A 21,078-nucleotide genomic window follows, 5' to 3' on the forward strand; every position below is an offset into this window, starting at 1 on the left:
GAGGAGAGATTAGTTATGAAGAGCTACATACAAGCCGTTCAAGCAAAGCGTAATCTTACGTTTCAGGAGATGGAAGGTGCTGCAGGTTTGTTGTTGAATGACGGTACAGATGAGAAGGAGATTGCCACTTTTCTTAAATCTCTCGCACAAAAGGGAGAAACTGCAGATGAAGTGGCGGCATTAGCTTCTGTCATGTCTGTCAATGCAATTCGCCCAGAATTTCCTAGAGGTTCATATATGGATAACTGCGGAACAGGAGGAGACGGTTCAAACAGTTTCAATATCAGTACTGCATCAGCGTTCGTCATGGCAGCATCCGGAGTCCGCGTTGCAAAACACGGCAACCGGAAGATTTCGAGTGCTGCTGGAAGCCATGATGTGCTTGAAGAACTAGGGGTGAGAAATGATCTCACCCTAATGGAAACAACTGCCATGATGGAGCAGTGTGGCATTGCATTCTTGTTCGCACCGAACGTGCATCCGAAGATGAAACGGATTGGAGCGATACGCAAACAAATTGGCAGTCCGACAATCTTTAACCTAGTCGGTCCTTTGACAAACCCCATTCCACTTCATGCACAATACACGGGCATTAATCGGAAAGAATTCGTTATGGAGTATGCCTCTGTTCTAAATATGCTAGGCAGGAAGCGGGCTGTAGTTGTCGCGGGTGCAGGAGGTCCTGACGAAGCAACGCTTGCAGGCAGAAATACACTCGTTCTTGCAGATCGCGGTGACCTGATTCCGTTTACGTTAACAGCCGAAGATGTCGGGCTGCAGCCAGCTGGTCTGGAAGCAATCCGGGGTGGCGATGCAACGTGTAATGCTGCGATAATTCGTTCAATTATGGAGGGGCAGCGTGGACCGCAGTTTGATACAGTTGCCCTCAACGCAGGCATTGGATTATTTACAGAAGGTATCGTTAGAACTGTTCAAGAGGGAGTTCGACTTGCTGAAGATAGCATTCTTACAGGAAGAGCCAAACAAAAATTAGAAGAAGTGGCTGCCTTTTGTGCACAGTGCTCTGATAGGGTGGTGGTGTTATGACCATTCTGGATGATATTTTGCGCAAGAAGGAACAAGAAGTTTCCCGAATGTTAGCAGAACCAAATGTTCGACCGACTCAAACAATCGTAGCGCGTCCCTCATTACTGGATACCATAAAAAACTCGAACCAGTTGCAAGTGATTGCGGAAATAAAACGGGCATCGCCATCGAAAGGAGTTATTCAAGAAACCGTAAACCCTGTCCAACAAGCTCGGATATACGAACAATCAGGCGCAGCATGTGTTTCTGTTTTGACGGATACGCCATTTTTTAAAGGGTCATTTGAAGATTTGAAGTTGGTGGCGGAAGCGGTTCATATCCCGGTGCTTTGTAAAGATTTCATCATTCATCCCATTCAAATCGATTGTGCGTTAGCTGCAGGGGCATCCGTTATATTGCTAATTGTTGCAGCGTTGCCCGATGCGGAGTTGAAAGCACTGCATGTCTATGCAACCTCACTTGGATTGGAAGTGTTGGTCGAAGTTCATGATTCTGTCGAGTTAAATCGTGCTTTAGAAGCAGGTGCACAGCTGGTTGGAGTAAATAATAGAGATTTACGGACATTTCAAGTTGACCTTGAGAAGACTGAGGAAATCGCTTCGGTTTTCCCATTTGAATCAGGTAAAGTTCTCATTAGTGAAAGTGGAATCGGAGGGATAGCTGATGCACAATGCGTGTCTAAAGCGGGTGCAAGAGCTGTGTTGGTCGGTGAAACGATTATGAGAAGTAAGTCACCTGATCAGGCAATTCGCTCCCTTCAAGTGGATCTTGAGGTGAGTGGCCAATGACAAAGGTGAAGATATGCGGACTCACGGAAGCGCGGCATGTGCGAGCGGCAGTGGATGCAGGAGCTGATGCCATTGGTTTTGTTTTCGCCCCGTCGCGCAGACAAGTGACCGCAGACCAGGCTGCAGAACTGGCAGTTCATATCCCACAATCCGTGCTGAAAGTAGGCGTGTTTGTCAATGCAACTCAGACTGAGATTCAAGAAATCTATGAAACAGTTCCACTAGACATTGTGCAATACCATGGAGAGGAAACCCCTGAATTCATCGGAAAAGTCGGTCTGCCTGCCTTTAAAGCATTTTCAATTAAAGATTCGGACGATGCCAAGAGGGCGTCTGCCTATAACGCAACACCATTATTTGACGCGCCAGGTCTTGAATTTAAAGGGGGCAGCGGAAAAACTTTCAACTGGGATATCCTGAAGGAAACAGGATTTCAGGAGCGTCCATTCATATTAGCGGGAGGCTTAAATGCTAAAAATGTAGGTGAAGCGATTCGGCAAGTAAACCCGGTAATGGTGGATATTTCGAGTGGTGTTGAGATTGAGAAGAGAAAAGACGAGCAGCTAATCCGAGAATTCATCAAAACGGTTAAGCTGAAAAATGAGGAGAGATGAGCATGATTCAGACAGTAGAGGGTAAAGGAAGGTATGGAAGATTTGGCGGGCAGTACGTCCCTGAGACATTGATGGGTGCGTTATCGGAACTGGAGGAAGCGCATGATTCTGCACTTGCAGACCAAGAGTTTATTGAACAACTGAATGGTTATTTGAAAGATTTCGTGGGAAGAGAAAATCCATTATATTTCGCTGAACGTCTTACAGAAGCTGCAGGCGGTGCGAGAATTTACTTAAAGCGTGAAGACTTGAACCATACAGGTGCTCATAAGATCAACAACGCACTCGGCCAAGCATTACTTGCGAAGCGTATGGGGAAACGTAAAATTGTGGCGGAGACGGGAGCAGGTCAGCACGGCGTAGCAACTGCTACAGCTTGCGCATTACTCGGGTTGGAATGTGTAGTCTTCATGGGGAAAGAAGATATCCGTCGTCAGGAATTAAATGTATTCCGTATGGAGCTACTTGGTACGCGAGTCGAGTCGGTCGACAAAGGCGCTGGTACGCTGAAAGATGCAGTTAATGAGGCATTACGATACTGGGTTGCACATGTGGAAGACACGCATTATATTCTCGGTTCTGCACTTGGACCACATCCATTCCCTAAAATCGTGAGGGATTTCCAGCAAGTAATCGGCCAAGAGACGAAGCGTCAGATTGTAGAGAAAGAAGGGCGACTTCCTGATGCAGTGGTTGCCTGTATCGGCGGTGGAAGTAATGCGATTGGGATGTTTCATCCATTTGTAGAAGATGAGAACGTCGCTTTGTATGGCGTAGAAGCAGCGGGCGGAGGGATTTCGACTGGACAGCATGCAGCTGCCATTGCTGAAGCGAAAGAAGGTGTGTTGCACGGGGCATATATGTACGTGTTGCAAGATGAAGATGGGTCCATCCAAGAAGCGCATTCGATTTCTGCGGGACTCGATTACCCTGCAGTCGGTCCAGAGCATTGTCATCTCCATGATATTGGTCGGGTACACTATACGTCTGTAACTGACGCTGAAGCGCTTGAAGGTGTACAGTTGCTTGCGCAAAAAGAAGGAATTATTCCAGCGCTTGAAAGTGCACATGCCATCCACTTTGCCTTCGGTTTGGCGAAAGAGATGAATCCTGATGAAATTCTTGTCGTTTGTCTGTCAGGAAGAGGAGATAAAGACGTGCAGACGGTGCGCGATGCGTTAGGAGGTGGCGTTCAATGAAAGAATTCACATTGACAATAGCCATCCGTAAACGAAATGAAAAAGGTCAGTCGGCATTCATCCCTTATATGATGGCGGGGGACGGCGGGCTAGATATGCTCCATGAACGCATTTCTTTCCTCGAAGAAGCAGGAGCCGATGCAATTGAGATTGGCATACCCTTTTCTGATCCAGTTGCAGATGGAGAAGTGATCCAAGAAGCGGGAAGTCGGGCACTAAAAAGAGGTGTTACGTTACGGAAAGTGATGAGTGAATTGCAAGCACAGTTACATTCGATTCCTCTAGTTGTCATGACGTATTTAAATCCGGTTCTAGCTTATGGGGTATCAGAATTTGTTGAAGACTGTGAACGAGCAGGAGTTAAAGGATTAATCATCCCAGATTTGCCGCATGAGGAACGTGGATTACTATCAGATGCACTCATTGGTAAGGATATTGCACTGGTGCCCCTGATATCGTTGACGAGTTCTCTAGAGCGTATTGAAAAAATTGCACGGAAAGCAGAAGGCTTTGTCTATGCGGTGACGGTGAATGGGATTACAGGTGTTAGGAGTAGCTTTGCTTCAGATTTGATGGATCATTTAAGGGTCTTGAAAGGTGTATCGAATGTGCCTGTGCTTGCTGGTTTTGGAATTTCCACGCCAGAGCAAGTTCGTCATTTCAGTTCGATTGCGGATGGTGTGATTGTTGGAAGTGCAATCGTTACGGCGTTTCATGAAGAAAATCTTGAGAAGATACAATCCCTTATAGAAGCGAGTCGAACAGCGGTTAGCCAGTGACATGACCCAGTTACCGCATAAGTACATTTAGTCAATTGTGCATGAACTTGAAACTTTTTCCTATAGAAATCGTATAAATGATGAAGGGAGGTATGCGGGATGATTTGGGAAGTCGTTAAATCAGAAATGGAATGGACACATAAGAAAGTGACATCTTTAGCAGGTTGGTCTGTGGATGAAAAAACAGTTCTCACTATTGCAGTGTATTATGTGCTCTCGCAAAAAGACTTTAATCCAGAAAGTTTTTTACGCACGATGGATGCGTTAAAAAATAGGAGTGGATGGTTATCGCCAGTCAAAGGGGATTTTTTACCGATGCTCACTTCTTTTTTGGACAGTCCCACGCTATCGGCGGACGACGCTGTACAGCTATTGTTCACGAAGCAACAGACGGTTCGAAAGACGGGGTTTAAAAATACCGTGCATTCCTATTTAGCGGCTATGATGATGACATCTGATCCCGCAACCTTCAAAGCTGAAGCCAAACAAGCGAAGCGGTTATATGATGCCATGAAAAAACAGCATTTTCTACTGACTTCAGACGAGGATTATTCATATGCGATGCTGTTAGGCAAAGCAAACAACGATCCAGTTGAACAAGCCGCAATCATGCGCCGTTATTTTGACGAATTGAACAAAGTTGGGTTTAAGTCAGGTAATGAGCTCCAATGGTTAACCCAAGTATTAACAATGGATTGTTGTTCATATAAAAAAGAGAGAGTGATTCGTGCAGAGCAACTGTTGTCCCATATTCGTAAGCGTGTCAATTTAAAACCGATGCATTACCCGGTCATAGGATTCTTAGCCATTCTTGGATGTGAGGACAACCTAGTTGAAGAGCTGATTGGATTCTCGAACTTCATCGCTAAAGGAGAGTTGTTTAAGTGGCATAAAACGTTGGCATTTTCATTCGCTTCTGGGTATTTTTTGCGGCAAGTGATAGAAAATAATAAAGTCCACGGTTTTTCAAAAGAATTGAATGTTCTTATCCAGCAAGCTATTATGGCTGAAACCATCGCAACGATTGCCTCCACAACCACATCAGCACTCTCATGATTTACTACATAGCTAACAGACCCAGCAGCTTAGTTTACTGGGTTTTTTGTTTGCAATTCATGTGGAAATCGGTCTCATTCTTCACGCGGCACATTGTGTGATAGACTTAAAGAAATAGCGAAAATTGTGAGGAGGAAACCTGTTGAAAATAGCACCTAAACGATTGAAGGTCGGAGATACAATTGGCATCGTTGCACCAGCGAGTCCGCCCAATCAGGAAAGTTTAACCCGTTCGTTTGCATTTTTAGAAAGTTTGGGATTGAAGTGGAAACTAGGGAACCATGTGAAAGACGTCAATGGATATCTTGCAGGAACAGATGAAGGCCGTCTAGCGGATTTAGAAGAGATGTTCGCTGATCCGGAAATTGCGGGTATTATTTGTGCAGGTGGGGGCTACGGATCTGCGCGCTTCGCAGATCGACTGGATTACCAGCTCATTCAAGAAAATCCTAAAGTGTTTTGGGGGTTCAGTGATATCACCTTCCTTCACACGGCTATCGCAAACTATACGGATCTTATAACGTTTCACGGACCGATGCTTGCCTCATGTGTAGGAAAAGAGACGTTTCACGACCTATCCGCAAAAATGTTCCGACAGCTTTTCGAACCGATGGAATTGCATTACTCTGAAGCGATTAGTCCGTTGGAAACACTTTCTCCTGGTGTTGCATCTGGTGAATTGACAGGTGGGAACTTGTCATTACTTGCTAGTGGTATTGGAACGAAGTTTGAGATTAATACAAAAGGTAAACTGCTCCTTATTGAAGATGTGGGAGAAGAACCGTACCGTGTCGATAACTTGCTGAACCAGCTACGACTTGCCGGCAAGTTTTCGGATGCAGCGGGTATCGTCATTGGAGACTTTGCAAAAGCTGAACCGAAAAAGGAAATCTCTTTAACGCTTGATGAGGTATTACGCCATTATACAGCGGATCTTGGGAAGCCAGTTGTGAGTGGTTTTAAGATTGGACATTGTGAGCCGCATTTTGCAGTCCCACTGGGCTCGAACGCCCGACTGGACGCGGACCAGAAAACATTGACAATTTTACCAGGCGTCGAGTGAGTAGCAGTTCAAACGGGAAAGGGGATCGATGACAATGGAGCAGATGAAGTCAATGTATTCATGTGCAGTACCGGTCGCGACAATCTGGACAACGCCTGAATCTAGTAGAGAACTGGATGAAGCAGGTATAGTGAATCCGTTAAGTATGAACCGATGGATTGCAGCGATGACGTTAGAAGAGCGTTTTGCGTTGTGCAAAGAGAAGCGTATTCAGAGTCAGCTCATTTTCGGAGAGCCGGTGATTGTGGAGTCTGTCCAAAACGGCTGGGCTAGCATCATTGCGGTTTGGCAGCGTACTACGAAAGATGATCGTGGATATCCGGGATGGGTTCCGCTCGCGCAATTGAAGGAATTAGAACCATTGACCGATCCCGAAGGAGTTATACGAGTTGATGTTCCGAAGTGTCAGCTTTGGTATTTGGATCGTACTCCGGCACAATTAGTTGTCCCGTTCAATACGATATTACCAATGCTTAAGGAAGAAGGAGAATGGATTTTCGTTGAGACTCCTGACGGTGACCGGCTTGTGCGGAAGCAAGACGTTTGTGTGGCTTCGTCTGTTCATCATTTAAAAAAACACTCTGCAGCATCAGCGGCAGAACGGGCAGTGGAATTTCTCGATTTGCCGTATTTCTGGGGTGGTATGTCTTCGTATGGGTATGATTGTTCCGGATTGACATATAACATGTTCAAAGCATGTGGGCTGTTCATCTCAAGGGATGCGAGTGATCAGGCGGTTGAAGGGGAAGGAATTCCACTGGATGACCCGAAAGTGTGGAAGCGAGGAGACCTATTGTTTTTTGCGGATGAACAATCGGGTCATGTGGACCACGTTGGATTTTACTATGGAGAGGGACAGATGATTCACGCGACTTCGAGCAAAAAGGGTGCCGTAGAATTGTGTGTTCTCTCAGAAACGACCTATGCTCAACGACTATGTACGGTTCGGCGATATAGTGAATAGGCAGGAATCCTGTGAGGGAATTTGCATACGTGTATAATAAATGTGTACTAACCGACAGCGGTCAAGGAAAGGAAGATAGAAATGATCGAATCACGAAAAATGAGCGAATCGAGAACAATTCAGACAAAGTTGGTACTTCCTCCAGATGCCAATCATATGGAAACAATTTTTGGTGGTAAAGTCCTCGCTTATATAGATGAAATTGCAGCAATTACGGCGATGAAGCACGCACAAATGCCAGTTGTAACAGCGTCCATCGACTCAGTGGACTTTTTGTCATCTGCGGTCGTTGGAGATGTTTTAGAGCTAGAAGCAAATATCACATCAACGGGTCGTACGTCAATGGAAGTATTCGTTATGGTGCATTCATCAAACTTATTGACGAACGAACGCAAACTTACAACTGAATCATTCTTGACGATGGTGGCGGTTGGACCTGATAATCGCCCAACACCTGTACCTAGCGTGATTCCAGAGAGCGAAGGCGAAAAACGATTGTTTGAAACTGCTCCAGCACGACGCCTTCACCGTAAACAACGAATTCAAATGGCACACTAATGAGAGCGACCGCTATTATCCAGCGGTCGTTTTTTTGTGTCTTCTAGTAAGACTCCCAATAACAATGAAACCTTCTTCCAAAAGAAACCGTATATATAGGAAAAGGGGGATTTTGACAATGAAAGAAACGATGCAAGAGCGTCAAATGGCGCTTACCCTATTAAAAAATGAATCGAATCGGATCAGCAGAAGACTGACGGATGCTGAACAGCGATTGCAATCAGCGACTTCAGAAAGGAATAGATTGGAACAGCAACTAACAAAAGAGCAGCGGGATGTCATGAGACTTGGTAAGTTTTCGTTTTTAAATAAACTCAAAGAACTAACGGGATCATGGGATCAGCAAATGGAAAAGGAAATTGCAGAAGCTGCGGCAGCAGAAGTCTCTTTTAATGAGGCTCAAAAGCATGTAGAGGATTTAACAGAGGAAGTGGCTTTGTTAAAAGAAGCATCCCTTAGCCCCAATTATGTGCATCTTCAAGAAGATTGGGACGAATTCTTGCAAGAAAAAGAACTCTGGATTCGACAGAATGACTCTGCATCGCAAGCTACTTTACAAAAAATTGCTGATGATAGAGTCCGGGTGCGGGCAATGATCCGCGAGGTGAAAGAAGCACGTGAAGCGGGAGAAAAAGCAGTACGAGCACTTGATCGTGCCATTGACAAATTGAACAATGCAGAAGGTCTGTCGATGTGGGATACGTTTCTTGGCGGTGGGCTACTCGTTTCGGCATTAAAGTACTCGGAAGTGAATAGTTCCGATGACCTCGTTCATCAAGCTCAGCGAGCATTGCGTCACTATGAAACAGAACTATCGGACGTCCAAGAAGCTGCGACTGCATCTTTCCAAGTGAATAAAAACGATATCTTCACATTTACAGACCTGTTTTTTGATAATATCTTTTCGGATTTTGCAGTCCACTCACGCATTACAGAAGGAAAGAGCAAGTTAAACGGCGTGCTCCAAGACGTTCGACTTATCCAAGCCCAACTGAATCGGAAGTTGGAGGAGGCAGAGGCTGAACTCGATTCCCTTGATGCAGAGGAGAAGAGTATTCTATTGTCATGAAAACAGGTGGATTAGCAAACATTTACACGTATTCCAGGAATTCAATACGATTGCCAAAAGGATCGTGGGTGAAAAAACGAGCTCGTCCTGCAATTGGTGGTTCTTCACTGATTAGGCAAGCTGCATCTTTCAACTGACTTTTTAGCACAGTAAGGTTATTTACCGTAAAACCCGGATGTGCTTTTTTCGCTGGGACGAAATCAGGCTGAATGCCAATATGAACTTCTTGTGCGCCACATTGAAACCAACATCCACCACGGGCTTTCAAATTTTCAGGCTTCTCAATTTCCAGCATACCTAGCAGCTTTCCATAAAATGCTCGTGCTTTTTCTTCTGAACCTGGAGGTGCTGCAATTTGAATATGGTCGATTCCTTTAAAAATGGGTTTCATCGTCATCACATCTCCTTTCATTCACTATACCGTCCCACATGTGAGTTGAATAGTTGGAATAATCTATGACTTATATTCGGTTTATCCAATGACTGAGCTTACATATAAAAAACCACTTCAATTAAGAAGTGGTTGGAGAAATTAGTTATGATTTTTGTATGATAGCGCTACTCCTGCAACACTTCCAACTAGAACAAACGCAAACAGCGCAAACATAATATAAATGAACCACATGAAGAAGCCCCTCCTTTACCATGCCATGCCATTACTGTACCATGCTAGGTGGTTTTCAGCAATGTCATTTTACCTAGGAAAGTAGGGGAGATCTATTTCATATTACTCAGTGGAATCACTTGGTGGTAAGTGCCTGTCCACAGTTGTCGTTTCGATTGTTGCCGATTGCTGAGCTTGTAGTAAGTCGCGAATCTCTTTCAGCAGTTCCTCTTTTGCATCGATGGATGGTGTTTCTGCAGGTTGTTCAACTTCCTTCTTCTTAAACTTCGCGAGTAATCGAATGACCATGAAGATTGAAAAGGCAATGATTAGGAAATCGATTATGGATTGGATGAAGGCGCCGTATGTAATGATTGTTTCCGTCCCCGGGATCTTCGCTTGTTCCTTGGATAAATCGATCCCGCCAGAAATTAATCCGATTAAAGGAGTAATAATGTTTTCGACAAGTGATGTAACAATCTTTCCGAACGCAGCACCAATGACGACTGCAATAGCTAAGTCAAAGATATTCCCTTTGAACGCAAATTCTTTAAAGTCTTTCCACATAGTAGATGCACCTTTCTTTATAAAAATACATTCTTACGTTAACTTATTCCTCGTCACCATCAAAACCAAACCATCTATAGATTGCTAAATCGATTGTGCCATTAGAAAGAAAATGGACACCTTCGGATTCCAATAGCTGGCGCTGTCGATTCCCTTTTTCTTCTGCATTAGCCGGAGTCGAAATCCCGCCTTTTGCATTGATAATCCGGTGCCATGGAAGGTTATGACTTGTACTCATGGAGTGGAGCACGCGTACAACTTGACGCGCACCCCGCCGATTTCCTGCAGCCGCTGCTACTTGTCCGTACGTCATGACGTAGCCTGGAGGAATGGATTGAATGGCTTGTATCGTTTTTTCAGTGAATGGATTCACGGATTGTCCTCCTTGTGTGCACCATGATGATCAGCGAACGGATAAGTTGGAGTTAGCTTGTCTGTTATTCATGAATATGGAGTAGACACTTGTTGAAATCAGTAACCAAAATGTACTTGCTGAAATTCCACCAACAATATCGCTTGGGTAATGGACCCCGAGATATATGCGGCTAATACAAATCATTGAAATCATGAAAATGGCACTGATAACGTACAGAATACGCCCTGGCTTTCTCGCATTTCTCCATAGAATAAATGCAAGAATGATGTATAAACTTGTAGCCATCATCGTATGTCCACTAGGGAAAGAGTAGCCGCTAATTTCAATTAGCCGATTTAGGTCTGGACGTGTGCGTTGGAAGAATAGCTTCAGCACAAAGTTCAGAGCAGCGGTGCCCCCAATCACGATAAGAAACAGGATTGTTTGTGCTTTTTGTCGAAAGTATAGTAATAAACCCATAGTAATCGCGGAGATAGCTATTACGGCTTTTGTTGAGCCGATTGTCGTAAATACTTTCATCACTTCAGTTAGCCAAGGGGCTTCTGCACCTTGAACGAAATGAATAATTGTTGTATCAAATTGAACAATGCTTCCATTTCCAATGGATAAAGCAACATATCCAAAAACCACAGCAAGAACGAGACAGGAAACGAGGGCCGTTATCAATCGGCCTGATAATTCACGCATGGATTTCAAACCTTTCTATACTAAGTACACTCTCACCAATTTTCACTAAGCTGATTATGAATTGCAAGCAATATAGTTAAACTTCTAGAAATGGAGTAGTGGAATGATTTTTTTACTAACACTGATGTCTTATCTACTAGGGAATTTTCTACCGGCATTGCAAATCGGAAAACGTTCAGGGAAGACCGTTTTAGCTGAAGGGAGTGGAAATCCGGGAGCAAGAAATACAGGGAGGATATTCGGTAAAAAAGCATTCTTGCTGGTATTCTTACTTGATGCGGGTAAAGGGGCATTAGCCGTTTTTATAGCATTTTGGATTGATGGTCGACCTGTTATCGAATTGCTGGCTTTAGCGGCTGTTATGCTTGGTCATTGTTATCCAATTGTTCATCGTTTTAAAGGGGGCAAAGGAGCCGCAACGTTCATCGGTGGCGTGCTTGTCTTTAATCCGATATGGATCCTCGCTATTTTGTTAGGTTTCGCTGTTTTGTATCCGGCAATCAAGAAATTTACAGCAGCCAGTGTGTTCGCGACGATAACGATTGTCCCTTGTAGCATTTGGTTAAATGACGCGAAGGTAACTCTGCTCGCATTACTCGTAGTTGGACTGTTGCTATGGACACATCGAGCAGATCTTCAAATCTCAATAGGAAGGAATAAAACAAGATGACCTACTTTTACAGATTGGCAAGGACCAAACAGGATGAAGAACAAATCCATAAGCTGAATTATGAAACGTTCGTTGAAGAAATTCCTCAGCATCTTCCAAATGAAGATAGACGATTGAGGGATCAATTTCATAACTCGAATACATATTTACTATGCATGAAAGACTCAAAAGTAATTGGAATGATTGCTGTACGCTCAACCCGGCCATTCTCCCTGGACAAGAAAATTGGTCCCGTGGAGGAAAAACTTGCAAATCCCCCTCGGTATCTTGTGGAAATCAGACTGCTTTCCATAGAAGCGCAATATCGAACGGGGCGTCCTTTCCTGGGCATGTTGCAAGCACTGGTAAATTGGTGTTTGAAAGCAGGGTATGATGCTGCGGTCATTTCGGGTACTGTTCGAGAGTTGAAGTTGTATCGGCAACTTGGATTTGTGCCATTTGCTGAGCCCACCGGAACGGCAGAGGCAACTTTTATTCCTATGATACTCACGAAGGAAACGTACGAAACGAGTGTCGCTGGAAGGATTGCAAAGCCGATACTGAACTTTTTACCAGGACCAACTACGACTTCAAAAGCTGTACAACAAGCGTTATGTACGGATTCGATTTCTCACCGTTCACCTGCATACTCCCGGTTACTAATGTCAGTTCAGGAACAGCTGAAAGTATTGACAGCAGCATGTCACGTCCAAGTTCTACAAGGGACAGGCACACTTGCAAATGACGTGGTTGCCGCGCAGCTCAAGCGTCTCCCTGGAAAGGGGCTCATTCTCAACAACGGGGAATTCGGCGCTCGCTTGTGTGATCATGCCCGGCGATTCGGGTTGGAATTTGACTCTCTAGAAAGGGCTTGGGGAGATTTGTTCGATACGGAAGAAATCGAAGCAGTATTAGATTCCAATTTGTATAGCTGGATATGGTTTGTTCACTGCGAGACGTCCACCGGTGTACTGAACGATTTGGATACCATTCGTGACGTGTGTTTAGCGCGTAGCGTTCGCATTGCAGCCGATTGTGCAAGTTCACTGGGGACTGTTCCAATTAACTTGGAAGGGGTCGACTTTGCGTCATCCGTTAGTGGAAAAGGTCTCGGTAGTTTTTCAGGATTGGCACTTGTATTTCACGAACAGGACATACAACCTGACCCGGAAATACCACGCTACCTGGATCTTGGTAATTATAGCGCTACAGAAGGGATACCTTATACACAATCCTCAAACCTTCTTCATGCGCTTGATAAAGCCATTTTCGCTCTAATGAGTGACCCTGAAAACCATTATGATACCATTCGTAAACGTTCCGACACTCTTCGAACATCTATTGAACGGATGGGCTACCAAATCCTTGGGCAAGGAATATCTGCCAGCCCAGGAATTTTAACTATCATCTTCAATGAGGAAGAGTCTGCACATCAGTTAGGAGAAGACTTGTTTTTAAATGGTTACCGAACGCACTACGAAAGTAAGTACTTGCGAGAACGAAACTGGCTACAACTGGCTGCGATGAATGAAATGAGTGACGATGATATCAACCGATTTTTAGAAGTATTGAAGCGTTTGACGTCGTTTAATCGGGAACAAACAAGGGAATTTAGCATATATAACTAAAAGGAGAGGATCTACATGCAAGAACTTCATACAACCGAAGAATGGAATGGGATAGTAGAACAGTCTAGTAATGAGCCTGTACTTATCGTCAAGCACAGTACGACGTGCCCTATTAGTGCAGCAGGCTATCGGGAGTTTCAAAACTTTGAGACCGAAGTTCCAAAATACTGTGTAATTGTCCAAACAAGTAAAGACGTCTCGCGGAAAATTGCCGAGGATACAGGTGTGAAGCACGAGTCCCCTCAAGCAATACTCATAAAGAACGGAAAGGCTGTTTGGTATGCATCGCATTATAATATCCAGCAATCGGCTTTGAAAAACGCAGTCCATGCAAATAGGTAAAACGAACAGGCACTCGCAAGTAGCGGTGCCTGTTTTGTTCAACTATGGTAAAATGTGAGTAACTAGAGAGTCTAAAAGGAAGAAGGCGTTGTGATTGCGAATATCAGGAAAAACCGCTGTAATCACTGGTGGAGCAAAAGGAATAGGTGCGACAGCCGCTCGTATTTTTTGTGAGCAAGGTGCTCAAGTTATCATCATCGACGTTGATGAACAGGCAGGTGAAGCGATAGCTCAACAACTACATGCTGAAGGAAATGATGCAGCTTTTTTTAAGGCAGATGTAGCAAATGAGCAAGAGGTAAATAGTGTGGCAGCTGCCATTATCGAGCAATTCGGTAGGGTCGACATTCTTGTCAACAATGCAGGGATTACAATGGACGCAATGACGTTAAAAATGGAAGCAAGTGCGTTTCGTCGTGTTCTTGACGTGAACGTTACAGGAGTGTTCAATTGTACGAAAGCTTTTTTACCAAGTATGATCGAAGCAGGTACTGGACGCATTATAAGCACGTCATCAATTGCAGGTACGGGTGGAAACGTAGGGCAAGCCAATTATGCTGCATCAAAAGCAGCCATCATCGGAATGACGAAGACTTGGGCTAAAGAATTCGGTCCTAAGGGCATCACCGTGAATGCAGTGGCGCCAGGTTTTATTGAGACAGAAATGATAGAAACAATTCCTGAAAAGATTATTGCTCAGATTCGTCAGATGACGCCTTTTCCACGCTTTGGCACTTCAGAAGACATAGCGAATGCGTACTTGTTTTTAGCTTCCGATGAAGCATCGTTCATCAACGGAACAGTTCTTGAGGTTGATGGTGGGATGCTTAAATAATTTGTGCATCCTTGTGAAAACATTCACAAAATATGACACTTAACATATGAATACTCATGACATTCATGCCTATTGTAGTGGAATGTTTCCTTGTACGATTAACGTACTAAGTAACGGCCGAGCAATCGGACCGCTTATCGGGAGGCTGTCATGAGTAAAGAAAAAACAAAACAGCTACACAAAAATGTTGCTCCATTTGCAAAGTCAGATTTAAAGAAAAGTATTATTCAACTTGTCAATACCGTACCACCGCTACTTATTCTATGGTTTGCAGCGTATCAAGCGTTGTCTGTATCCATATGGTTAACACTAGCGATTTGTGTGGTAGCATCAGGATTTGTCGTTCGGACATTCATTATTTTTCATGATTGCACACATGGCTCTTTCTTTAAAAACAAAAAAGTAAATGACATTGTAGGAACGATTACAGGAGTTCTCACGTTGTTCGCATATGAAAAGTGGAAACGTGAGCACGCAATACACCATGCAACAAGCTCTAATCTCGACAAGCGCGGCGTAGGTGATATCTGGGTCATGACGATTCAGGAATATCAAGAAGCGTCTTCTTGGCAACGTTTGGCGTATCGTTTTTACCGGAACCCACTAGTCATGTTTGGATTTGGACCGTTGTATCTCGTTCTGATTTCCAGCAGATTCAATAGAAAAGATGCCCGTAAAAAAGAACGGATGAACACGTACCTCATCAATGTTTGTCTCGTTGTGCTTTATACAGGTATGATTTTGCTTGTTGGCTGGAAAGCGTTCGTTATTGTTCAAGGTGCTACAATGTTCACAGCAGGTGCGCTTGGCATTTGGTTATTCTACATCCAGCACACATTTGAAGATTCGTATTTCGAGGAAGAAACTGAATGGGATTATGTGAAAGCAGCAGTTGAAGGTAGCTCGTATTACAAACTACCGAAAGTCCTTCAATGGGCAACCGGTAACATCGGTTTCCACCATGTGCATCACTTGGCTCCAAGAGTTCCGAACTATAATTTAGAGATGGCTCATGAATTGACGCCACCACTTCAACAAGCAACGACAATCGATATGAAAAAGAGTTTGGAATCACTGCGTTATAAACTGTATGACCCTGAGCACAAAACATTTGTAACCTTCCGTGGGATTCAAAAAGCAGCGAAACTAAAAAATGTTTCCATCGAGTTGAAACCTAAGAAAACTACATTTGACACGAAATAATGCAGATTACTGGCCATCTCATCAAGAGATGGCTTTTTTACTTTTTAACCGGTAAACTAAAGAGAAATGGAATGGAATGGGAGGGATGCAGATGAATAGTTGGTACAATTTGTTTCCTCGATATCCATGGTTAAGCATCTACATCTGGGTCATTTTCTGCGTGCTGCCCTTTTTCTTTATCTTCAGAACGTCTGAACCCATTAATATCGCAATAGGTATTGCCATGGTATTTTTATATTTACTATGTTATCGTTTTTCGTTCAAATCTCAAAGCGGACTTGTTTACATGTGGCTTGCGTTTGAAATGGCGATAAATATTGGACTGACGTTGTTGTTCGGCTACGTATACCTAGCTTTATTTACAGCGTTTTTCATCGGCAACATCAGACGGGCGGTTGGCTTTTTCATAATGTATGGCATTCATATTGCGCTGACAATCAGTGCAATCGTTGCAGGATTCTTCATCGAGATTGATTTGTTTTTACCGCAAGTCCACTTCTTGATCTTGACGTTAATTGGTGTTGTTCTACTTCCTTTCAACTTGTACAATCGTAACAAGCAAGAGAAATTGGAAGGTCAGTTAGTATATGCACAAGAACGAATATCTGAATTGACTGTGGTAGCAGAGCGACAACGAATTGCACGAGATCTCCATGACACGCTAGGTCAAAAACTATCGCTTATAGGACTTAAAAGTGATTTGGTAGGAAAACTAATTACACGTGATCCTGAACGTGCTGCGCGAGAGTTACAGGACATCCGTCAAACTGCGAGTGTTGCACTCAACGAGGTACGGGAACTCGTTTCCAATATGCGAGCAGTGCGTCTTTCCGAAGAACTAACCAGAGTACAGCAAGTACTGCGTGCAGCTGAAATTGAACTCACTGTCGTAGGAGAGGCTTCATATCGAGAAATTACCCCAATAGTGGAAAATGTACTAAGTATGTGTTTGAAAGAAGCTGTAACGAATGTAGTCAAACATAGCTTTGCCTCTAGTTGTACGATTACATTTCATCCCGTATCGGAGGACTTTTCTATTACAGTCGCGGATAATGGAATCGGATTATTAGAAGGCGCAGATGCTCTACCCGGTAACGGTTTGAACGGGATGCGAGAGCGACTGGACTTTGTGAATGGAATTCTTCATATCCAAAATGAACAAGATGGTGGAACTGCATTGACGTTCGAGATCCCATCTATTTTAAGACATATCGTAAAGGAGTGAGAGGTACATGATACGGATTGTGTTAGCTGAGGACCAAGGCATGTTACTAGGAGCGCTCGGCTCATTGCTCAGTTTAGAAGATGATATGGAAGTGGTTGGGCAAGCTAGAAATGGAGATGAGGCAGTAAATCTTGTTCAAGAATTACACCCGGATATTTGTATTATGGATATCGAAATGCCAGTGCTAACAGGTCTAGAGGCCGCCGAAAATTTACGTGCTGAACCGTGTAAAATCGTGATTTTGACTACATTCGCAAGAGCTGGCTATTTTGAGAGAGCGCGAAAAGCGGGTGTTCGAGGCTATTTACTAAAAGATAGCCCGATAGAAGATTTGGTTAGCTCGATTCGGACGATTATGGCGGGACGTCGCATTTACGCGCCTGAACTTGTAGACATTGCATATGGCGAAGATCGAGAAATCGAAAGTCCGTTGACTGAACGAGAAGCAGAAGTACTGGAATTGATTGCTGACGGAAAAACAACGAAACAAATTGCGAACGTCTTACACTTAACACCGGGGACTGTGAGGAATTACATCTCCATTATCTTAGACAAAATGTCAGCGGGCAGTCGAATTGAAGCTGTGAAACGTTTCAAAGAAAAAGGTTGGTCCAAAGGGAAATAATTAGTGAAGCCATTTATAGGAGGGTATTTATGCAGAAAATGGAGAGATTGGCGACTGATTTTCCACTAATTAGTCATATGGCAAACAAAGAAGAGGTTTTATGGAAGAATCCCCATCTTACATCTATAGCGTCAGCACTCAAAACATCAGTTTTGACGTCAGCCGATGTGAAAGACGCATCGGATCGACTGAAACGATTTGCACCATTTTTTGCAGATGTTTTTCCAGAAACGAAGGCCACCGAGGGACTCATTGAATCTCCCCTAACCGAAATCCCAGTCATGAAGGAGCGGCTAATCGAGGAGACCGGCGTCCATTTTGAAGGCACCTTGCTCATCAAACAAGACAATGCGTTACCTGTATCTGGATCCATTAAAGCACGAGGTGGGTTTCATGAGGTATTAAAACATGCGGAAATGTTAGCAGTAGAACACCGTCTTCTTAAGAAAGATCAGGATTATCGTCAGTTTTCAGAGCAACATTTCAAAGATTTGTTCGCTTCCCATAAAATTGCGGTTGGCTCGACGGGTAACCTTGGATTGAGCATTGGGATCTTGAGTGCTGCACTTGGATTCAAAGTGACTGTTCACATGTCAGCCGATGCAAAAATTTGGAAAAAGGAATTACTCCGAAGCAAAGGGGTTACTGTCATTGAATACGAGGATGACTACAGTAAAGCCGTAGAAGAAGGACGTCGTGAAGCTGAACAGGATCCAATGTGCCATTTTGTGGACGATGAAAATTCACGTGCCCTATTTCTCGGTTATGCAGTTGCAGGCGAACGTATTGCTGCACAGCTTGCAGAACAAGAAATCGTGGTAGATGAGGCGCATCCTCTGTTTGTCTATTTACCATGTGGTATAGGTGGTGGACCAGGTGGTGTCGCGTTTGGTTTGAAGTTGGCCTTTGGCGATGCCGTACATTGCTATTTTGCAGAGCCTGTCAGTTCACCATGCATGTTACTTGGAATGATGACAGAGTTACACGACAAAATTAGTGTACAAGAAATAGGACTAGACAACAAAACAGTTGCAGATGGACTAGCAGTAGGTCGACCGTCAGGTTTTGTTGGAAATGTCATGAAACCTTTTCTTGAGGGGATTTACACTGTGAAAGACAATACATTATTTGGATTGCTCCGCATGCTTGCAGATGCAGAGTCCATTTATGCAGAGCCATCTGCACTTGCAGGAATGATGGGTGCACTTCACACTGTATCTTCAGGCGTAGCGGATGCGAAATCGAGTGAAGCGCGGCATCTTGTCTGGTCTACTGGTGGCGGAATGGTACCTGAAGACGTGATGGAAGATTATTATAAAGAAGGCCGAAATGTCGAATTATTTCCCGGGAAATCGACAAAATGTGCAGAATAACTCATCGACAGTTAACGTTCAATTGAAACGTTAACTGTTTTTTTATTCATAAAAACGGATGGTTATTAGGCCGTCATATTCGTTTGAAAGATCATGCCAAGGGGAATAAATAGTAAAGATACTAAACAACTTTATCTGGAGGATGAACAATTATGAACTCCCCTGTTACTCAAGAGATGGACAACCAGAAAGATCAAACTTATTCTAAAATGTCAGTTGCAAAGTGTGTAACAGAATACGATACTTTACGTCGGGTCGTTTTGTGTGAACCTAAATATATGGCGATTAAAGATATTATCAATGATGTGCAAAAGAAATATAAAGATGAAAATATCGATCGTGAGAAAGCGATGCAGCAACATAAAGAATTTGAAGCAAAACTGAAAGAACACAATGTAGAAGTCATTAAACTCCCTTCTTCAGAGCGCTATCCGGAGCAAGTATTCACCAGAGATATTGGATTTACACTTGGCGATCGGTTGTTTCTTGCTGATATGGCAAGTGATATTCGTAAAGGAGAAGAAGCAGCTCTTCAAAACTGGCTTCTACAAGAAAACATTCCTTTCCGGGTGTCAGAAAGCAGGGTAGAAGGCGGAGATGTGATTGTAGACCGTAACCGTGTGTTTGTAGGAATTAGTAGCCGAACGAGTGAAGAGTCTGTGCTGCATTTAGAACAAAGCCTCCCGGATCATGAAGTCATTCGGGTGCCGTTCAATGAAAAGTATTTGCATCTCGATTGTGTATTCAACGTGATTTCTTCTGGGGACGGACTGTACTTTCCCGAAGCATTCGATGAGGAAACGCGCAAGAGCCTAGAGTCGATGTACAATCTTATCGAAGTTAACAAAGAAGAACAATTTACAATGGGCACGAATGTATTGTCAATTGGAAGCGGGCGGCTGTTCAGTCTTCCACAGAATCCCCAGGTCAATGCGGCGATGCGCAGTAAAGGTTTCGATGTAATCGAAATCGACTTCTCTGAAATTATTAAATCGGGTGGCTCATTCCGTTGCTGTTCAATGCCGGTAGTACGAAACGATTAATTGGAAAAGCCGCTACTTATTTTTGGGAGCGGCTTTTTACAATTGTTGCGATTGGGATTTAACGATGAGGAGGGTATTCAATGGAGAAAGTAATTTATCTTGTGAATCATGGAGAGGCAGAAGGATTTACCGCTCAAGATTCATTGACAGCTGAAGGCATTCTACACGTATCTGAACTAGCACAGTTTTTAGAACGTTATCCAATTGAGCGAATTATTACAAGTCCTTTGATGCGGACGAGGCAGACTGCAAACGAAATAGGAGACAAACTTGGTATTCATACTGAGGAAGATAGCAGATTAGCGGAGCGTCAAATGAGCTCACAAGTATTTGATGATTGGTTGTTAAAAGTGGAAGATACATTTTTAGATTTGAATCTATCATATGAAGATGGTGAGACATCGAACGAGGCGATACAGCGAGCGTGTGAAGTTATCGATGAACTACCAGACAATAACCATACGGTATTAGTTACGCATAGCTTATTACTTGTGTTGCTCATGCGCTGTTTTAATGAGCGCATTGGATTTGAAGAGTGGCAAGCAGTTAAGCATCCTGACGTCTATGAATTAAGATTGACTGAAGCGGGTGCACAGATCACCCATTTGTGGGAACATGAGTGAACAATAAGAGGGCGTCCAAGAATTTTCGTGGACGCTCTTAAATTTGTTTGTTTAGTATTGGGAAAGATGCAGTGAATCTTGAAAAGTGCTTATAAAGCATGAGAAGTGATTATAAAAGCAGGAAAGTGCTCATAAAGCATGGGGAGTGATCATAGAAGCAG

General features: G+C 43.6%; 24 protein-coding genes. 20 read left to right on the forward strand and 4 right to left on the reverse strand.

Features of this window, described 5'->3' with window-relative positions:
- The first annotated feature begins 15 nt into the window (after nucleotides 1–15).
- From trpD to ACR65F_RS10480, 10 genes are all read left to right on the forward strand, one after another.
- Nucleotides 16–1,047 (forward strand): anthranilate phosphoribosyltransferase, encoded by a 1,032-nt coding sequence (trpD, locus tag ACR65F_RS10435; RefSeq protein WP_440504389.1) that lies wholly within the window; start codon nucleotides 16–18, stop codon nucleotides 1,045–1,047.
- Complete coding sequence (trpC, locus tag ACR65F_RS10440; RefSeq protein WP_440504390.1) at nucleotides 1,044–1,835, forward strand: indole-3-glycerol phosphate synthase TrpC; 792 nt, start codon at nucleotides 1,044–1,046, stop codon at nucleotides 1,833–1,835. Before trpD ends, trpC begins: the two co-directional genes overlap by 4 nt.
- Entirely contained in the window at nucleotides 1,832–2,449 is a 618-nt protein-coding gene (locus ACR65F_RS10445; RefSeq protein WP_440504391.1) for a phosphoribosylanthranilate isomerase, read from the forward strand. Before trpC ends, ACR65F_RS10445 begins: the two co-directional genes overlap by 4 nt.
- A gap of 2 nt (nucleotides 2,450–2,451) precedes the next feature.
- Nucleotides 2,452–3,648 carry a tryptophan synthase subunit beta gene (gene trpB / locus ACR65F_RS10450; RefSeq protein ID WP_440504392.1) on the forward strand — a complete coding sequence of 399 codons (1,197 nt, stop codon included), beginning with the start codon at nucleotides 2,452–2,454 and terminating at the stop codon, nucleotides 3,646–3,648.
- Nucleotides 3,645–4,427, forward strand: coding sequence for a tryptophan synthase subunit alpha (trpA, locus tag ACR65F_RS10455; protein WP_440504393.1), 783 nt, complete (start codon nucleotides 3,645–3,647; stop codon nucleotides 4,425–4,427). Before trpB ends, trpA begins: the two co-directional genes overlap by 4 nt.
- Before the next feature lie 99 nt (nucleotides 4,428–4,526).
- Entirely contained in the window at nucleotides 4,527–5,483 is a 957-nt protein-coding gene (locus ACR65F_RS10460) for a DUF4003 family protein (protein WP_440504394.1), read from the forward strand.
- Nucleotides 5,484–5,625: 142 nt separating this feature from the next.
- Nucleotides 5,626–6,546, forward strand: coding sequence for a S66 peptidase family protein (locus tag ACR65F_RS10465; RefSeq protein ID WP_039043441.1), 921 nt, complete (start codon nucleotides 5,626–5,628; stop codon nucleotides 6,544–6,546).
- 34 nt (nucleotides 6,547–6,580) lie between these two features.
- The gene (locus ACR65F_RS10470; RefSeq protein ID WP_440504395.1) at nucleotides 6,581–7,510 is read left to right on the forward strand and encodes a C40 family peptidase; all 930 of its coding nucleotides are present in this window, start codon (nucleotides 6,581–6,583) and stop codon (nucleotides 7,508–7,510) included.
- 81 nt (nucleotides 7,511–7,591) lie between these two features.
- Nucleotides 7,592–8,068 (forward strand): acyl-CoA thioesterase, encoded by a 477-nt coding sequence (locus ACR65F_RS10475; RefSeq protein ID WP_185736833.1) that lies wholly within the window; start codon nucleotides 7,592–7,594, stop codon nucleotides 8,066–8,068.
- A gap of 118 nt (nucleotides 8,069–8,186) precedes the next feature.
- Nucleotides 8,187–9,137, forward strand: a complete 951-nt coding sequence (locus ACR65F_RS10480) for a hypothetical protein (RefSeq protein ID WP_039043443.1) — start codon at nucleotides 8,187–8,189, stop codon at nucleotides 9,135–9,137.
- Between the two features lie 22 nt (nucleotides 9,138–9,159).
- Here the strand turns inward: ACR65F_RS10480 and ACR65F_RS10485 are convergent, their stop codons facing one another.
- The 4 genes from ACR65F_RS10485 to ACR65F_RS10500 all read right to left on the reverse strand — a co-directional run bounded on the left by ACR65F_RS10485 (nucleotide 9,160) and on the right by ACR65F_RS10500 (nucleotide 11,371).
- Nucleotides 9,160–9,534 carry a VOC family protein gene (locus ACR65F_RS10485; protein WP_440504442.1) on the reverse strand — a complete coding sequence of 125 codons (375 nt, stop codon included), beginning with the start codon at nucleotides 9,532–9,534 and terminating at the stop codon, nucleotides 9,160–9,162.
- Nucleotides 9,535–9,864: 330 nt separating this feature from the next.
- The gene (gene mscL, locus ACR65F_RS10490; protein WP_440504396.1) at nucleotides 9,865–10,308 is read right to left on the reverse strand and encodes a large conductance mechanosensitive channel protein MscL; all 444 of its coding nucleotides are present in this window, start codon (nucleotides 10,306–10,308) and stop codon (nucleotides 9,865–9,867) included.
- A 43-nt stretch (nucleotides 10,309–10,351) separates the two neighbouring features.
- Nucleotides 10,352–10,681: an MGMT family protein gene (locus tag ACR65F_RS10495; protein ID WP_440504397.1), complete on the reverse strand. Its 330-nt coding sequence runs from the start codon at nucleotides 10,679–10,681 to the stop codon at nucleotides 10,352–10,354.
- 30 nt (nucleotides 10,682–10,711) lie between these two features.
- On the reverse strand, nucleotides 10,712–11,371 hold the full coding sequence (locus tag ACR65F_RS10500) for a phosphatase PAP2 family protein (RefSeq protein ID WP_440504398.1): 660 nt from the start codon (nucleotides 11,369–11,371) through the stop codon (nucleotides 10,712–10,714).
- 103 nt (nucleotides 11,372–11,474) lie between these two features.
- On the opposite strand from ACR65F_RS10500, the gene ACR65F_RS10505 reads away from it, so the two are divergent.
- The 10 genes from ACR65F_RS10505 to ACR65F_RS10550 all read left to right on the forward strand — a co-directional run bounded on the left by ACR65F_RS10505 (nucleotide 11,475) and on the right by ACR65F_RS10550 (nucleotide 20,917).
- Nucleotides 11,475–12,041: a glycerol-3-phosphate acyltransferase gene (locus ACR65F_RS10505; RefSeq protein WP_440504399.1), complete on the forward strand. Its 567-nt coding sequence runs from the start codon at nucleotides 11,475–11,477 to the stop codon at nucleotides 12,039–12,041.
- Nucleotides 12,038–13,648 (forward strand): aminotransferase class V-fold PLP-dependent enzyme, encoded by a 1,611-nt coding sequence (locus ACR65F_RS10510; protein WP_440504400.1) that lies wholly within the window; start codon nucleotides 12,038–12,040, stop codon nucleotides 13,646–13,648. Before ACR65F_RS10505 ends, ACR65F_RS10510 begins: the two co-directional genes overlap by 4 nt.
- A 15-nt stretch (nucleotides 13,649–13,663) precedes the next feature.
- Nucleotides 13,664–13,990 carry a bacillithiol system redox-active protein YtxJ gene (ytxJ, locus tag ACR65F_RS10515; protein ID WP_039043445.1) on the forward strand — a complete coding sequence of 109 codons (327 nt, stop codon included), beginning with the start codon at nucleotides 13,664–13,666 and terminating at the stop codon, nucleotides 13,988–13,990.
- A 94-nt stretch (nucleotides 13,991–14,084) separates the two neighbouring features.
- On the forward strand, nucleotides 14,085–14,825 hold the full coding sequence (gene fabG / locus ACR65F_RS10520) for a 3-oxoacyl-ACP reductase FabG (protein WP_440504401.1): 741 nt from the start codon (nucleotides 14,085–14,087) through the stop codon (nucleotides 14,823–14,825).
- A 150-nt stretch (nucleotides 14,826–14,975) separates the two neighbouring features.
- The gene (gene desA / locus ACR65F_RS10525) at nucleotides 14,976–16,028 is read left to right on the forward strand and encodes a Delta(5) desaturase DesA (protein ID WP_440504402.1); all 1,053 of its coding nucleotides are present in this window, start codon (nucleotides 14,976–14,978) and stop codon (nucleotides 16,026–16,028) included.
- A 91-nt stretch (nucleotides 16,029–16,119) separates the two neighbouring features.
- Nucleotides 16,120–17,253 (forward strand): sensor histidine kinase, encoded by a 1,134-nt coding sequence (locus ACR65F_RS10530; protein ID WP_440504403.1) that lies wholly within the window; start codon nucleotides 16,120–16,122, stop codon nucleotides 17,251–17,253.
- A 7-nt stretch (nucleotides 17,254–17,260) separates the two neighbouring features.
- Nucleotides 17,261–17,878 carry a response regulator transcription factor gene (locus ACR65F_RS10535; protein WP_039043449.1) on the forward strand — a complete coding sequence of 206 codons (618 nt, stop codon included), beginning with the start codon at nucleotides 17,261–17,263 and terminating at the stop codon, nucleotides 17,876–17,878.
- A gap of 29 nt (nucleotides 17,879–17,907) precedes the next feature.
- Entirely contained in the window at nucleotides 17,908–19,251 is a 1,344-nt protein-coding gene (gene dsdA, locus ACR65F_RS10540) for a D-serine ammonia-lyase (RefSeq protein ID WP_440504404.1), read from the forward strand.
- Nucleotides 19,252–19,403: 152 nt separating this feature from the next.
- Nucleotides 19,404–20,294 carry a dimethylarginine dimethylaminohydrolase family protein gene (locus tag ACR65F_RS10545; RefSeq protein WP_440504405.1) on the forward strand — a complete coding sequence of 297 codons (891 nt, stop codon included), beginning with the start codon at nucleotides 19,404–19,406 and terminating at the stop codon, nucleotides 20,292–20,294.
- Nucleotides 20,295–20,374: 80 nt separating this feature from the next.
- The gene (locus ACR65F_RS10550; RefSeq protein WP_440504406.1) at nucleotides 20,375–20,917 is read left to right on the forward strand and encodes a histidine phosphatase family protein; all 543 of its coding nucleotides are present in this window, start codon (nucleotides 20,375–20,377) and stop codon (nucleotides 20,915–20,917) included.
- The last annotated feature ends 161 nt before the right edge of the window (nucleotides 20,918–21,078 follow it).

The sequence above is a fragment of the Sporosarcina sp. SAFN-010 genome (genome assembly GCF_059415065.1).

Excerpts from the sequence above, each read along its gene's own strand:
- trpD (WP_440504389.1), top strand. The coding sequence starts at position 16 with ATGAAGAGCTACATACAAGCCGTTCAAGCAAAGCGTAATCTTACGTTT.
- trpC (WP_440504390.1), top strand. The coding sequence starts at position 1,044 with ATGACCATTCTGGATGATATTTTGCGCAAGAAGGAACAAGAAGTTTCC.
- ACR65F_RS10445 (WP_440504391.1), top strand. The coding sequence starts at position 1,832 with ATGACAAAGGTGAAGATATGCGGACTCACGGAAGCGCGGCATGTGCGA.
- trpB (WP_440504392.1), top strand. The coding sequence starts at position 2,452 with ATGATTCAGACAGTAGAGGGTAAAGGAAGGTATGGAAGATTTGGCGGG.
- trpA (WP_440504393.1), top strand. The coding sequence starts at position 3,645 with ATGAAAGAATTCACATTGACAATAGCCATCCGTAAACGAAATGAAAAA.
- ACR65F_RS10460 (WP_440504394.1), top strand. The coding sequence starts at position 4,527 with ATGATTTGGGAAGTCGTTAAATCAGAAATGGAATGGACACATAAGAAA.
- ACR65F_RS10470 (WP_440504395.1), top strand. The coding sequence starts at position 6,581 with ATGGAGCAGATGAAGTCAATGTATTCATGTGCAGTACCGGTCGCGACA.
- ACR65F_RS10475 (WP_185736833.1), top strand. The coding sequence starts at position 7,592 with ATGATCGAATCACGAAAAATGAGCGAATCGAGAACAATTCAGACAAAG.
- ACR65F_RS10480 (WP_039043443.1), top strand. The coding sequence starts at position 8,187 with ATGAAAGAAACGATGCAAGAGCGTCAAATGGCGCTTACCCTATTAAAA.
- ACR65F_RS10485 (WP_440504442.1), bottom strand. The coding sequence starts at position 9,534 with ATGACGATGAAACCCATTTTTAAAGGAATCGACCATATTCAAATTGCA.
- mscL (WP_440504396.1), bottom strand. The coding sequence starts at position 10,308 with ATGTGGAAAGACTTTAAAGAATTTGCGTTCAAAGGGAATATCTTTGAC.
- ACR65F_RS10500 (WP_440504398.1), bottom strand. The coding sequence starts at position 11,371 with ATGCGTGAATTATCAGGCCGATTGATAACGGCCCTCGTTTCCTGTCTC.
- ACR65F_RS10505 (WP_440504399.1), top strand. The coding sequence starts at position 11,475 with ATGATTTTTTTACTAACACTGATGTCTTATCTACTAGGGAATTTTCTA.
- ACR65F_RS10510 (WP_440504400.1), top strand. The coding sequence starts at position 12,038 with ATGACCTACTTTTACAGATTGGCAAGGACCAAACAGGATGAAGAACAA.
- ytxJ (WP_039043445.1), top strand. The coding sequence starts at position 13,664 with ATGCAAGAACTTCATACAACCGAAGAATGGAATGGGATAGTAGAACAG.
- desA (WP_440504402.1), top strand. The coding sequence starts at position 14,976 with ATGAGTAAAGAAAAAACAAAACAGCTACACAAAAATGTTGCTCCATTT.
- ACR65F_RS10530 (WP_440504403.1), top strand. The coding sequence starts at position 16,120 with ATGAATAGTTGGTACAATTTGTTTCCTCGATATCCATGGTTAAGCATC.
- ACR65F_RS10535 (WP_039043449.1), top strand. The coding sequence starts at position 17,261 with ATGATACGGATTGTGTTAGCTGAGGACCAAGGCATGTTACTAGGAGCG.
- dsdA (WP_440504404.1), top strand. The coding sequence starts at position 17,908 with ATGCAGAAAATGGAGAGATTGGCGACTGATTTTCCACTAATTAGTCAT.
- ACR65F_RS10545 (WP_440504405.1), top strand. The coding sequence starts at position 19,404 with ATGAACTCCCCTGTTACTCAAGAGATGGACAACCAGAAAGATCAAACT.
- ACR65F_RS10550 (WP_440504406.1), top strand. The coding sequence starts at position 20,375 with ATGGAGAAAGTAATTTATCTTGTGAATCATGGAGAGGCAGAAGGATTT.